The 14,251-nt window shown below is 41.2% G+C and carries 10 protein-coding genes; 4 read left to right on the top strand and 6 right to left on the bottom strand.

The window, feature by feature from the left end; translation table 11 throughout:
• Positions 1 to 14: 14 nt before the first annotated feature.
• The gene (locus PHC76_RS12070) at positions 15 to 578 is read right to left on the bottom strand and encodes a hypothetical protein (RefSeq protein ID WP_299975255.1); all 564 of its coding nucleotides are present in this window, start codon (positions 576 to 578) and stop codon (positions 15 to 17) included.
• Positions 579 to 590: 12 nt separating this feature from the next.
• Positions 591 to 2,960 (bottom strand): hypothetical protein, encoded by a 2,370-nt coding sequence (locus PHC76_RS12065; protein WP_300210243.1) that lies wholly within the window; start codon positions 2,958 to 2,960, stop codon positions 591 to 593.
• Between the two features lie 182 nt (positions 2,961 to 3,142).
• Here PHC76_RS12065 and PHC76_RS12060 point away from each other — a divergent pair, with 182 nt between their 5' ends.
• Entirely contained in the window at positions 3,143 to 4,150 is a 1,008-nt protein-coding gene (locus PHC76_RS12060; protein ID WP_299974313.1) for a helix-turn-helix domain-containing protein, read from the top strand.
• Here PHC76_RS12060 and PHC76_RS12055 read toward each other — a convergent pair.
• On the bottom strand, positions 4,147 to 5,067 hold the full coding sequence (locus PHC76_RS12055) for a class I SAM-dependent methyltransferase (RefSeq protein WP_299974316.1): 921 nt from the start codon (positions 5,065 to 5,067) through the stop codon (positions 4,147 to 4,149). The two genes, PHC76_RS12060 and PHC76_RS12055, sit on opposite strands and share 4 nt — an antisense overlap.
• 116 nt (positions 5,068 to 5,183) lie before the next feature.
• Here PHC76_RS12055 and PHC76_RS12050 point away from each other — a divergent pair, with 116 nt between their 5' ends.
• From PHC76_RS12050 to PHC76_RS12040, 3 genes are read left to right on the top strand one after another with little or no spacing between them, the layout of a single operon-like run.
• Positions 5,184 to 6,605 (top strand): adenylate/guanylate cyclase domain-containing protein, encoded by a 1,422-nt coding sequence (locus PHC76_RS12050; RefSeq protein ID WP_299974321.1) that lies wholly within the window; start codon positions 5,184 to 5,186, stop codon positions 6,603 to 6,605.
• On the top strand, positions 6,602 to 7,702 hold the full coding sequence (locus PHC76_RS12045; RefSeq protein WP_299974324.1) for a hypothetical protein: 1,101 nt from the start codon (positions 6,602 to 6,604) through the stop codon (positions 7,700 to 7,702). Before PHC76_RS12050 ends, PHC76_RS12045 begins: the two co-directional genes overlap by 4 nt.
• Positions 7,703 to 7,758: 56 nt before the next feature.
• Positions 7,759 to 9,021: a coproporphyrinogen III oxidase family protein gene (locus PHC76_RS12040; protein WP_299974327.1), complete on the top strand. Its 1,263-nt coding sequence runs from the start codon at positions 7,759 to 7,761 to the stop codon at positions 9,019 to 9,021.
• Here PHC76_RS12040 and PHC76_RS12035 read toward each other — a convergent pair.
• Genes PHC76_RS12035 through PHC76_RS12025 form a run of 3 tightly spaced genes read right to left on the bottom strand, consistent with a single transcriptional unit; the run spans position 9,005 to position 14,030 of the window.
• Positions 9,005 to 12,052 (bottom strand): efflux RND transporter permease subunit, encoded by a 3,048-nt coding sequence (locus PHC76_RS12035; protein WP_299974330.1) that lies wholly within the window; start codon positions 12,050 to 12,052, stop codon positions 9,005 to 9,007. The genes PHC76_RS12040 and PHC76_RS12035 overlap by 17 nt on opposite strands.
• An 8-nt stretch (positions 12,053 to 12,060) precedes the next feature.
• Positions 12,061 to 12,798: an efflux RND transporter periplasmic adaptor subunit gene (locus tag PHC76_RS12030; RefSeq protein WP_299974333.1), complete on the bottom strand. Its 738-nt coding sequence runs from the start codon at positions 12,796 to 12,798 to the stop codon at positions 12,061 to 12,063.
• Positions 12,795 to 14,030 carry a TolC family protein gene (locus PHC76_RS12025; RefSeq protein WP_299974336.1) on the bottom strand — a complete coding sequence of 412 codons (1,236 nt, stop codon included), beginning with the start codon at positions 14,028 to 14,030 and terminating at the stop codon, positions 12,795 to 12,797. The genes PHC76_RS12030 and PHC76_RS12025 overlap by 4 nt, the downstream gene beginning before the upstream one ends.
• Positions 14,031 to 14,251: the final 221 nt, after the last annotated feature.

Here is a 14,251-nt window from a genome sequence, read left to right as displayed (position 1 = left end):
CCTCTTTTTTTGATTTATTTTTTAACGACAGGGTATGTCGTTAGTGTATTTGGTCGTGATTTGGTCAGATCACCTGAGCGATCTCCAAAATAGAGCTTCCCATTTTTGTAGGATAAAAGATCATATTCACCCATAGACTGCATCAATCCGGGAATAAAACCGCATCCTTGATTTACCAAGGGGGTTGATTTACCTATTTCTAAATTGCATCCCATGGAGGCGAACATTTGTACACCAGCATTACTTTGAGCGATGACGTTGCGATGGTTTGCCGGAAAAATTCCCTCACTCGCACCATTTACAATCGAAGAAGGATTCCCGACAACATAAAAGCCACCTACATCAAGAGAGAATAAAGGAAGCTTTTTTTGTGAATCAGCATATGCATCAAATGCAACACTCCATGATTTATCTTTAAATACAAAGGTTCGTGTCGCATAAACTGTACCGTAATTTTCGATCCCTTCACTGCTCCATATACCATCTAGGTTGGGTAACTCGTTCGCTGAAAGTTGTGATGTAGATACCAAAAGGGAGAGTAAAATTCCCCCTGAAACTATTTTTATGAATGGATTCATGATTGTTTTCTCCTATGCTGTGTAATTTGCTGTTAAAGTACCCGATGAATCGGTACTCCATGAAAATCCGGAAGGAACAACTAGTGGTTGTTTTGAACCGTTATTGAATTGAATATAGCTTGCAGAGGTTATGGCTAAATCACCGATAACGACGTTTTGTGTACCGCCAGAGTTCGTATAAGTAAGATTAAGGGCACATTGAGCAGCTGTTGTTGCGGGAATGGCACTTACATCGACTGTTTTTCCATTAATAACTAAAGTCAATCCTGCGTTTAAACCTGCAGAGGTATTTGAACTTGCCGTAACACCGTCTGAACCTTGGAATGGAATAAGGACGCTGAGTATTGCTTGGGTACTATTACCAGTCCAAGTCGTATGAACATCACACGAAAAACTAGGTGCTCCCGAAATAGAGGGGTTAGGGGTGTTGTCAAATCCATAGCGAGTGTTTGGATCGGTAGAACCAAAATAGCTGGTGTGGTTGAGAGTCTGAGGAGCACTTTGATAGATTGAGAGATTCACGGCTCCGCTAGTCGTATCGTTTGTGTAAAGTCGTTTCACAGCGTCTGTAGTTGGTAAGACGACCTGTGAAAGGTTAAATCCTCCATTAGTGGGAGAAGGATAGCGCCAAATTTGTGTGTAGTTATGGGTTCCTCCAGCTGTAGGAATGAGATAGTCGGCAATCACCCATGCTTTAAGTTCACGGATAAAGACAATCATACGTTTATGAACAACACCCGTCGAAGTATTTGTGGTGCTAGTATAAGGGTCATACGTGTAATCAGCATCATGGGTACTCTCCATAAAATCAAACACATCCGATGTTCCCCAACGGGACGGTACAGGATTAACCGTTTGAAAATTTCCATTAGAGTCAGATTGTATTCCAGCTGTTGAACCGCCTCTTGATTGAGAATGTCCATCGACAATGATCGTGGTTGATTTCCATGTAGAGGACTCTGCCAAATAAGCATTTGAATTAGTGTAGCCAGTGTAAGAGTGATATGCTGCAACATTTAAGAGTGTCCGTCCATACGCGGCTACTTGAATAGAGTTCGATGCCGGCATATAGTGTCCCGCTGCGGCTCTGCGGGAGAAGAGAAACATATACGCGCCATTACTACTCCAATCGGAGCGTTGGACGTAAAAACCGCTATATGGAAATGCAATCGATGTTTGGCCAAAGGTCGTGGCAGGTATATTGGTCGATGCGGTAGTGCTCCAGCTGGTAATATCCATTGTTGGGCGACTGCCAAACGGGTTAAGGATAGCTGCGGCTTGTCGCCAATAATCTTGTATGGCTGATGAAGTCGTTGAAGACCAGGAGCGACTTGTTAATCGTTGTAATCGAGTTAGCCAATTGATCACATCGTCCGAGTAATTAAAGGATTGTTCGATGACACCTCCATCACGATACGTGTCTTGTGCTAAAAATGCATGCATAAGGGAATCGACTTCTCCTGAGAAGTTTTTGACCTCTGTCACATCCGGAAAAAAGTGTGTAAGCATCGCCATCCATGCGATATAAGTCAACTTTTGGTTCGGAGGTCTGTTTTGTACACCATAGGTAATAAATGGAGCAGAATAGTTTGTAACCAAAGCTTTTATGATATCAAGAATTTTATCAGTAGGAAAAAGTGCTTTTTGCGTATCAGAGAGTGTAGTTGTCTGGGATTTTGCGGCTATATCGTTCGTTCCCCATCCGCTTCCAGTTCCTGTTGTAGGACGTCCAGTTGATTTTGCAAAGAGAGCCAAAGTATAAATTAACGTAGCGAGAAAAAAACTCATATTTAATAAGTTTCCGCCATTGCCTGTACTGATGTCGAGATAGTGTTGCCCGATGACACTTCGCTCACGCATTATCATGTCATGCATGATGTTTATCCAAGTCGTTAAATAAAGCGGATTACTATTATTGTAATAATACCGATGGCTTAGAACATTATAATCACTGCGATTATCCATATATCCCCTGGCACCTGATGTATATACCAAGGTATAATCAACTGGAATTTCTGGCAATTGATTAAATTTATAGCTCTCAAGCGTAGGATAATAGCTCGCATACGGCGAGGTAGAACGAGCTGTGACGTATTGTGTTTCCGTTATTTGTTTCGTCAGATAGAATACCCAGTCGTTGTATGCACCGTTAGACCAGTTGCCTGATTCATAAAGCATGGGACTGAGATCGGTTTGACGCATAATATCGAGTGCTTTGTCCCGTATTTGGTCGTTGGTCAGTGCCGTCGATGCGCTACTGCCACTACCTGCATTTCCGCTATCACCGCTGCCACCGCAACCGGTCACTAACATACCGACTCCGATAACACTTAATTTACATAATTCACGTCGTAATACATCTATTTCATTTGAATTAATCATCTATATATTGCCTTTAATTAACTCTATAATTATCCCAATATTCTAAAGTTTTCGCTACCATCAATACGAAATAGCAATGCAAAAAAAACGTATTTATTCTTTAGTTAGGGAGTGAGAAATAGGTAATTATTTATAGAAAAATACTATATAATAAAACAATTATAAAAATTAAAGTGAGAAATATGGGGTTAAAAAGTACACTCCCATCGCTTATTTTTGGGAATAATGAAGCGGTTTATCATAGTGATTCAAAAATTTATTCTCATCAAATTGCCAAAGTTGTCCCATCTTTACAACAGTTTAGTGCTCTTGGAAATCCTAAAAATTTTGAGAGCAAAACATTCTTTTTAAAACTTAATCAGCTTCGGTTGATTGCTAGTGTGGCAACTCCCGTATTTGTTGATACAACTGATTTTAAAGAGATTAATTTAATGATACCTTTTGTGGGTGACAATGATACATTGTTAGATGCTAAAGTATATCACTGGCAACAAAACGGGTACGCGATTTTGATGCCGAATATCGCTCGTTCCGGTACATCGTCAACCCGTTCTTTATTGACTGTCGATCTCAATCCACAAATAATTTTTCAAACTGCCGTGTCGATGTTAGGTTTTCAAAATGTTACTATGAACGATTTACGGTTATATGAACCACGATTAATACCACTCACTTACGGAGATATTTCATTTGATTTAATGGTTCGTAAATTATGTCATTATATTGATTTTGTCAGAACAACTCCCGATATGCTTGAAAATCTTAGGATTGACGAACAGTTTTATCGATTAATCGTCATGATGTTAATCCCGCATAAGTTTTTTACTAATCTCACACCTCAAACAATTACCCATTATGATGGACGCTCTATTGTACAAACGTTAATGGATTATGTTCATGAAACAGATTACCAATTCAGAACTATTGGGGATTTAGAACGTTTTACAGGGTTATCTACCCGATCACTACAAATTGCTTTTCAAAAACAACTAGGTATAACTCCAACGCAATGGTTGAGAAAACAAAATTTTTTAAATGCCAAAAGGATGTTTGAGACAGGGCAGGGTGTGTCAGTTACTCAAGTAGCTATTGAGTGTGGATATACGAATTTTTCACTTTTTGCAAAATATTATAAAGAACTTTTTGATGAACTCCCCTCTCAAACATTGAAAAATATTCGGCGTAATTAACCATCCACTACTCGTTTAAAAATCAAATTTTTCAAACTTCGCTCTTCCTCTATTTCGGGGAAGCTCTCCAAATTCTCCAATCTCTCGACATACTCAAATTCAGGTGCATTTTCACGAAATAGGGTTTTGATAAATTCGCACTCTAGTTCGGGGGCATTGAGCGCTGAGAGGACGATACACTCCTGCGCCGCAAACTCATGGAGCCGCTTTATAATCTTCTCATAATCAGACGTTGCGGCAAATGAGCCTTTTTGAAAGCTGGGGGGATCGATGATGATGAGATCATAGGGGCCGCTTTTGCGGATACGGCTCCATGACTTGAGGATGTTGTAGGGCATGAACTCCACGTTTTTGGTCTCAATGGCGTTGAGACGGTGATTTTCTCTCCCTATCGTGAGGACGTTTTTGTTCATATCGACATTGACAACACTATAAGCTCCTGCATCCATCGCGACAACGGAGAATGAGCAGGTGTACGAGAAAAGATTTAGGACGTTTTTACCCTTTGCATGCTCACGAACAAATGAGCGTCCGAGCTTCATATCGGGAAAAAATCCGATGTTTTGGGCATTTAGAAAGTTTATACGGTATTTGAGATTGTTTTCAATAGCAAAGGTTTGGCTAGGTAACTCTCCCATAATCACCGTTGATGGTGCTGAGGGAAGATAGCGGTGCTGAATTACCAAAGCTTCCCATTTGTCGTCATTCATGTAAAATTCACGCAACATAGTGATAATTTTTTCTTCTTCATCGTCCATCTCAAATAAGACTGCAAAAAGGACTTTATCGACACTGTCTACGGTGAGAAACCGGTAGTTACCATAGGTATTACCCCGTCCGTGAAAAAGACGAGTATATTCGTGGGTAAGCGATACAGAAGCGTTTTTAAGATGGCGGTGTAAATCGTCTAAGGTCATGGTTGCATCTTTTGTATAAGTAGTGAAAGTATAGCCATTTTGAAAATTATTAAATAAAATTTAGTAGACTCAAATGCAATAAAAGGTACAATTTCATAGATATTCGAGGTGCATTTATGAACAGACGTATACGATACGTAATTAAAAAGGGTGGATTAAAACTCAAACTTATCGGTTTTACATCACTTCTAATCATTTTTACAATTACTATTTTAAGTACATTTATAATCCAAATCACACAATCCTCCATTGAAAAAAAAGCCTTCGAAGTTGCCACAACATCTCTTAAACAAATTGCCGACTTCTCTACTCATGCCCTTTTGGAACGAAGTAAAGAAAATGAGATTAATCTTGCAGAAATGGTTAAAGATGTTCAAAATTCTCATATTGAAGGATTAATGGACGTATCGATTTATGTTCGTAAAAAAACTGCTAATGGATCGATATATCAATATTTTGCGGGATTTTCAAAAATTCCGCAAAAAGATTTCACTGAACTAAATTTAATACAAAATTTTTCAGAATACAGTAACGATAAAATCTTTATTGATGAGACATCTGAGTTCTACCGTTTTATTCATCCAGTCATTTATAATTTTCAAGGGAAACCGATTGTACTTGGTTTAGCTGTTTTAAAATACGATAAGGAAACGATCAATAAAGTATTACGAGAAGTGATACATTTATCGGTCTATATTGCCATTATCATCATTGTTTTTACAGTGTTACTAATCTATTTTGCCGGGATGCATTTTACAAGGCCTATTTTGCGTATTGCAGATGCTGCAACCGATGTTATGAATGGTAATCTGAATGTTAAACTCTCAATCAAAACAAATGATGAAATCGAAGAGCTTGCTACACGATTTAATCGTATGGTGAGAGGGTTGCGAGAGCGTGATAAAATGGAAAAATTTGTTTCTGATTCTACAATGTGTATGATTCAAGAAGATTCTGATAAGCATAGTATTTTAGGTGGTGAATACAGAAATATGACCTTTTTCTTTTCAGATATTCGAGGTTTTACCGCTATGAGTATTGATAAAAAACCGGATGAAGTTGTTACAATCGTCAATTATTATCTTGACTTACAGTCACAAATTATCAAGAGATTTGGTGGCGATATTGACAAGTTTGTAGGAGATGAAATTATGGCATCTTTTAGCGGTGACGATGGTGTTGACCATGCCATAGAGTGCGCTATCGCTATTCAAACAGCCATTGCTGATGCAAATGAGCTACGTAAAGCAGAAAATCATACCATTTGTAATGTTGGTATTGGGATAAATTATGGTGAGGTGATTGTCGGTAATATCGGTTCACATGACCGTATGGATTTTACATCGATTGGTTCCGAAGTTAATCTTGCCGCCCGACTTTGTTCTCTTGCAGAGGCTGGACAAATATTGATTGAAGTACAAACGTGTATTTTAGCTACTCTCCCATGCGTTTTTAAACCTGCTTATGAGATTAATGTTAAAGGCCTCAAAAGACCTGTTTCAGTTGTGGCTATCACTATGGAAGGGTTATGTGTATGAAATTTTTTCAACTGACATTTCTCTTGGTTGCTTTCATTTTGAGTGGGTGCAGCTCACTAATGATCCCTATCTTTACCCCTGAACAAAAACGGATACTCTACAGTAGTGTTCAAGAGGATATAGCTCATCGAAGTGCACAAGGTGAAGCACATTATGCTCAAGGATATTATGCAGCGGCGGTTGACGATTTCGAGGCGGTGAATTTTTATGAGGGACGTGCGGTTATCCCTCTTAACCGTATTAAGAGGATCGCGGAGAAAGCTGAAGAGAGAAGCGCCTATTATTATGAACGCGGAATAAAAATGCGGGAGAGTGACAAAAAGCAAGCCCTTATCGAGTTTAACCGTATGCTGCGTTGTAATCCAAAATATAAAGATGGAAAAGATCAATATGAGAAGCTAAAAAATGATAAGGATATAGTGAATTTACTCTCTGCACGTGAAGATGATCTCAATACAAAACTTCAAAAAAATAATCAATCTACTCCTGCACTCAAATCTCTGAATCAATCACTTGAAGAGCTTGCCCAATATGATGATTCAAATTTTTTAGTTCTAAAGGCACGAGAGATATTAGAGGGTTATCGCAAGACAAATCTTGAGAAGGCAACAGAGCTTTATGAAGATCAAAAGTATGATGAAGCTTTGAATAAGTTTGAACATATATTACAAATCTATCCGAAAGAACCAACAGCGCAAAAATATCTTGATCAGTTTGCTTCTAAGCAAGAAGAGCAGAAAAGGATAAAGCTTGATCATCTTGCTTCTGCACAGGAGGGGCAAAAAAAAGTAAAACTAGCTCGAACTGCTTTTGAACAAAAAGATTATCGTATGGCAATGAAATATGCGTCTAAAGTTTTAGAAGCAGAACCAAATAATAAAGAGGGACAATATATACTAGAAACCTCAAAAAAGCAATGTGAACAAAATATTCCTGAGTTGATTTCACAAGGTCTCAAATATTATAAAAAACAAGATATGGAAAATGCTCTTGTCGTATTTCAATCAGTACTTGAAGTTGATGCCAATAATACTACGTCTATAGCCTATATTAAGAAAATTAAACAACAACTCAAAACGATAAAAAGTCTTAAATAAAATTCTTTAAAGACAGCAGTTCATCATGCTATAATACCTCTAAAGATGGGGATAAAATGATATTTTATTACAGTGACCACTCTAAAATCGAGTTTGGTTTTATTGAAAAAATCGCGTCAGTGACGATGCAATGGGCAGTGAAAAAGTATCTTCACCTCCAACCTACCCAAAATTCGTTACCCCCTTCATCCGATCAAACACCACGTCTTTTGTACATCCATATCCCTTTTTGTCTGACGCTGTGTCCATATTGCTCTTTTCATAAGTTCCGATTTGATGAGCCGAGTGCATTGCGCTATTTTGAACTGCTTCATCAGGAGATGCGGATGGTTCACGCGCTGGGGTATCGGTTTGATTCGATCTATTTTGGAGGGGGTACGACAACGATACTGCCCCGTGAACTCGCTAAGACGATCGATTTGGCAAAATCGTTGTTTGAAATTCGTGAAGTCTCATGCGAGAGCGATCCTCAGCATATAGGTGATTTGGAGGACGCGTGTTTGCGGGGAAAAATCGACCGTCTCTCCATCGGGATTCAGAGCTTTGATAATGACACTCTCAAACAGATTGGGCGGTACAAAAAGTTTGGCTCTGCGGATGAGCAGTACGCCAAGGTCAAAAAAGCAATCCCCCTTTTTCCGATTGTCAACATCGATATAATATACAACTATCCGCATCAGAGCGAAGAGGCACTGCATCGTGAGATCGATACGATCCTCACCCTTCGTCCCCCTCAAGTAACCTTTTATCCGTTGATGTACGCACCGGGGATTCGGGAGTCTTTGAGCAAACGGTGGGGCTCTCTCAGCGATACGCAAGAGGCAAAACTCTACCGCATCATTTTGGAGCGGATGAGTGCCGTTTACACAGAGCGTTCATCTTGGGCATGGTCGCTGGAGGGTGAGGGGATTATCGATGAGTATGTGATTGAGCGGAGTGAATACGTCGGGATTGGAAGCGGTGCGTTTAGTTTTATCGGCGATACCCTCTATGCCAACACCTTTTCACTCCAAGAGTACGCGGAAGCGTTAATCCATAAACAGCTCCCTATCACCCATTCTCTCACGTTTCCTTCACATGCAATACGTCAATATCGGATGATGGTGGAGCTGTTTGGACGTTCTGCTGATCGTGAGCATTTGTGGATAGAAAATCTTTTTTTGAAACTTTTTGGAAGAGTTCATGATGGTAAAGTGAGTACACGAGGAACGTATCTGTTTTCGGTGATGATGCGGGAGTTTTATAACGGTATGGATTATGTTCGAGAGACGATGCGACGGGATTTAAAAAATGAGGACGGAATTATCCGACCTCGATAGGCTCTTTTTTAATCGTATAAAGTTTACGAATTTTAGCATCCAGCGGTGCGAGGGCTTTGTAGAGTGCAGGAACGACAATCAAACTGGTGATTGTGGAGAGAATCAGTCCGCAGATGACGGCAACCCCCATTGGTCCTTTGACTCCTGAGCCTTCTCCTATTGAGAGGGCGAGTGGGAGCATTCCGAATGTCATCGCTGTTGTTGTCATCAAAATCGGGCGTAAGCGTGATATTCCAGCTTCGATAATCGCTTCATCGACCGGTTTGCCAGATTCTAAAAGGCGGTTGGCGGCATCGACGACGAGGGTAGAGTTTTTACCCACTAGTCCCATCAAAAGCATCAATCCCATCATACTAAAGAGCGACATATTCATCCCTGCCGCCCACAGACCGATAAATGCCCCCGTAAAACTCAGTGGCAATGCACTCATAATGATAATCGGTTGTAGCGGTGATTCGTACAGTGCAGCGAGGATGAGATAAATCATCACGATAGCGGCACCGATGGCAACACCGAAGGCATCGTTACTTTGTTTCATGTATTTTGCATCGCCGTCGAGTTCAAAAGAGACCCCTTTGGTAAGCCATTCATTTTGACGCTCTTGGACAATTGTAACCAGTTTGTCGAGTGGCAACTCACGGGTCAAATCGGCTCCTACAATCACTTTTTTGAGACGGTCAAACCGTTTAATAGTTGTTGGTGCGAGAGAATTGGTAATCTGAATAACGGATGATAGACGTACCATGCTACCGTTATTGGCACGGACGCTAAGGGTGTCAAGAGAGTGGGTATCGATACGACGGTTTTCATCTAATCGCATCATGACATCGTACTCTTTGCCCCGTTCGCGCATAAATGTAATGGTGTTTTCACCTGAATAGGAACTGGCGATAACGCGGGAAATATCATCGATATTAACCCCTAATCGGCGTGCATTTTCGCTAAGGACGGTAATCGTCAATTGAGGTGCTTTGGGTTGAATATTACTTTGAACGTCGGTTGTCCCTTTTAGGGTATGCAAAAGACTCATAAGCTTTTGTGCAGAGGCTTCGGCATCTTCGGCATTTTGAGCTTTGAGAATGATTTGAAACGGTGTATTAATCTCATAGCCGCCGAGGTCGTCTACTTCGGTCACACTACTCATCGTAAACACTTTCATTTTACCTAATATATCGCGGATATTATCCATCACCTCTTTTTGACTTCGTGTGCGTTTATGAATCGGTTTGAGATGGACGTAGAGGGAGGATTCGTTTGCTTTTTGATCGGTTCCACGCCCGACGTAGAGGGTACAATATTCCACTTCACTCAATGCTTTTATCTGTTTTTGAGCATCCAGTGATAGTGATTTCATTGCATGAATACTTGTCCCTGCCGCCGTCTTTAGAGTGACGTTAAATTGGCTCTTATCTTCTTTGGGCATAAAAACCATCCCCAGTGTCCCCGAGAGGATGATAGAGACTATAAAGATTCCCAATGCGCTCAAGAGCGTTGTTTTTTTGTATCGGATGGCGATTGTGATGACGTGGCGATAAAGCTCTTCTAACGCAACGAAAAAATGCTCTGTTCTATGATAAAAACGGCTGTGCTCACCTTTGGCAATCTGAGATGCAATCATAGGAATCAAGGTTATGGCGATGACAAAAGAGACCCCGATAGCCGCGATAATGGTTACCCCAAAACTGGTAAAAAATCGTCCGACAATTCCGCTCATCTTAGCGACGGGGACGAAAACGGCGAGGAGCATAGCAGAGATGGCAACGATGGAAAACAGGATCTCTCCTACCCCCTCTATCGCAGCGTTTTGTCGATCACGTCCCGCTTCGAGCCGTTTAAAAATATTTTCGATAACGACGATAGCATCATCGATGATGATACCGATAGCGAGAGTGAGTGCAGTGAGGGTGAGTAGGTTGAACGTCTGACCTGTCCATCCCATAATCGCCAAAACACCTAAAATCGATACCGGTAACGAAACGGCGGCGATGAGGGTGAGGGTGAGATTACGTAAAAAGAGAAAAATAATCAAAGAAGCGAGAAACGAGCCCAAAAGGAGGTCAAACTGCACCCCTTTCAGTGTATCTCGTATGTATCCCGTCGCATCTTGAAGCGGGGTGAGGGTCATAGAGGGTTCTAATGCTTGCAATGCAGGAAGTTCAGAGCGTATCGCATCGGCAATGGAAATCTCGTTGGCACCTGTCATTTTTTTAACCATTAAGAGGACACCCGATTTGCCATCCAGCGCGGCGTAGCTTTTCTCTTCGGCTAAAGAGACTTCTACTTTGGCGATATCACCGACACTTAGCCCCTCTTTGAGCTGTAAATTGGCGAGGGCTTGCGGTGTTTTTGCATCGTTATCAATGAGAAGTTGATACTCATGTGTTGCTGAGAGGGTACGTCCTCCATCCATCCGAATATTTTGTGCGCGAATGAGACCGATGAATTCGTTGAGGGTAAGATTGTATTTGGAGAGAAGTGCAGGATCGGGTGTAATAAGTATCTGTTTTTTACGCAATCCGGCGATAGTTACCCCTCCTACCCCCTCGATACGTTGCAGACGTGATTTTAACACTTCATCGGCATGTTTCATCAGCGCAATTGTATCGCTCCCTGATAAAAAGAGGGTCATAACGGGAGCGGCATCGGCAGAGTGTTTGTCTACAATCGGTTTATCCACTTCGTTAGGGAGCTGAATACTGGAGACTTTATCCCGTACATCATTGACCGCTTCATCGAGGTCTTTGGAGAGTTTGAACTGGGCAACAACAACACTGTACCCTTTGGAACTGTCTGAACTGAGGGTTTCGAGTCCCGAAATACCACTGAGTGCCTCTTCTATTTTATCCGTTACTTTACTCTCGACAATATCAGCATTAGAGCCTTTGTAGAGGGTTGTGACAATGACGATAGGAAAATCAACATTGGGATAGAGAGCCGATGGCATACCGGCGCGTTCAACCAGCCCGAAAAAAATCAGAGCAAGGGCGAACATTATGGTCGTGATAGGGCGAGTAATGGCTATTTTGTGCATAATAACTCCTATTTAGCCATAATCGTGCCATCACCGAACGTGCCGGGACGGAGACCAAAACCGTCAGCTTCAGCGGTCATTTGACGTGTTTTGCTATCGACGGTGGGGTAAATTTTGGTAATTACGGCACATTTTCCGGTTGATTGACCATCAATGCTGAGACAAAATTTATCTCCCCGTTTAACATTTTGGGAATATTTGGAGTCGTAACGGATGAGTAGACGGCTTTGGTCGCTGATCAGTTTAAAGAGCGGTGCTCCTCCCATCGTTGTCACAAAATCACCTACTTCAATGTTTTTTTGAGCAATACTCCCTGCAAAAGGGGCATAAAGGGACATTTTAGAGAGTTTTTGGGTCTGAAACGCTGTGGCAAGGCGGGCACGTTCACGTTGAGAGAGTTTGGCGTCGAGTTCGCTTTTAAGTTTTTGGAGGGTATTTTTATCGAAAACCTGTGCACTTTTTTCATAACGGGCGTATTGGTCGCTCAAAAATGTACACTCTTTTTCGAGTGATTCGAGATCAGCTTTTGCCATTTTAAGTGAAATTTCCTCTTCGGAACTCTCCAATGAAAGGAGTAGTGAACCTTTTTTGACACGATCACCTTCACGTGCATTGAGTGTTTTGACAATACCTGAGGCATTCATCCCCAGTGAGGCTTCACGGTATGCTTGTGTTTCAAACGTGGCATAGACATCAGCCCATAACGATAGGGTGCAAAGGGTTGAGAGTAGGGCTATTTTTTTCATTTTTTCTCCTCTAATAGTGTCATTAAATCGATTCCATGGGTATATGCAGCGTTTGCTTTTGCCACTTGGAGCGTGTTGAGAGCATTTTTAACTTTTGTACGTGATTGAGTAAGATTGGTCAGTTCACTCAGATAGGTAGTGGTATTCACTAGCCCCGATTCAAAACGTTTTTTGATATAACCAAATACTTCGCTCCGTGCTTCCTCTTCCGCTTTTGCCGCTTCATAAGCACGCTGAGACGTTTGAATCGACATGAGCGCTATTTCGGCATCATTGTTCAGGCTTTGTGTTTTGTAATCGAGAAATTTTTGTGCTTTTAGGGTATCGATACGTGCTTGTTCACGCTCTTTTGAAATACGTCCCATGTCAAACAGTGTCATAGAAAGGGAGGCAGTTATCTCGTTTTGGTTGAGGGGTTGAAGATTGGTTCCCCCCATCGTATCGTAGCCGCTATACTCAAGATATTTGTGTTTTGCTTCGAGGGTGAGCGAGGGGAGATAGGTATAACGATCTTCGGTATTACGTAAAATATCGATTTTGGCTTGTTCGCTTTGTATATCATGACGCTCTACTTTCGTCAATGAAGGGAGAGAAAGTTCATGGTAGACGATTGGCTCATGGATAGACGTTGCGCTGAGAAGTTCGAGGTGTTTTCGATGTTTTTCGAGTAACATTTTGAGATTTTGTTCATCATACTCGGTTTCGAGTTTCGATGCAATCAGCGATTTGAGGATATCGGTGGTAGCAAGGTCGTTTTTTACCAAAATCTCATACCGTTGTACTTCGGAGAGAATCTCATTTTTTTTCTCTTTAATAACACTCAGTCGATCTTGGGTATCCAGATAATCGTAATACGCCGCGATGGTCTCCATGAGGACATTTTGCTCTTCTTGTGCCAAAGAATGGGTTGCCGATGCCATTGAAGAATGGAGAGCATCGAGAAGGGCTTCACGTCGAAATCCATCAAAAACGGTGATTTGTGCCCCTAATTCAGCACCTTGGATTTGATTGGGTTCAAAGGCGGGTGTTTTATCTTTTTTCTTATAGAGGGCTGTTGCCGTGACGGTGGGGAAATAGGCAGTCCTAGCTTCATCAAGTAACAACTGAGACTTTTGAATCTCCAAACGTGTAGACTCCACACGCAAATTGGTTTTAGCACTCGGTAACAAAGTTGCCAAATCTGCACACATTAGTGTTTGGGCGGTGAGGAGCAATAGAGCCGTATTCCTCATGATGATTTCCTTTTTCTAGTCAGTCGATGTTTTATGTTGACAATGTTAACATTAAATGTAAACAATGTCAACATTTAGAGTTCAATTTTATAAATAGCATGTTACAATACTACCATGAATAATGAGCCCGTAAAAAAAATATCCCCCTATCATCACGGTAATCTTAAAGAAGAGCTGTTGCAGACCGCTACAGAAATGATTGATAAAGAGGGGATTGATTC

It is taken from the genome of Sulfuricurvum sp. (assembly GCF_028710345.1).
GTDB lineage: Bacteria > Campylobacterota > Campylobacteria > Campylobacterales > Sulfurimonadaceae > Sulfuricurvum.
The sequence above is the reverse complement of the archived record's forward strand: the minus strand, read 5'-3'. Positions and strand labels throughout refer to the sequence as shown.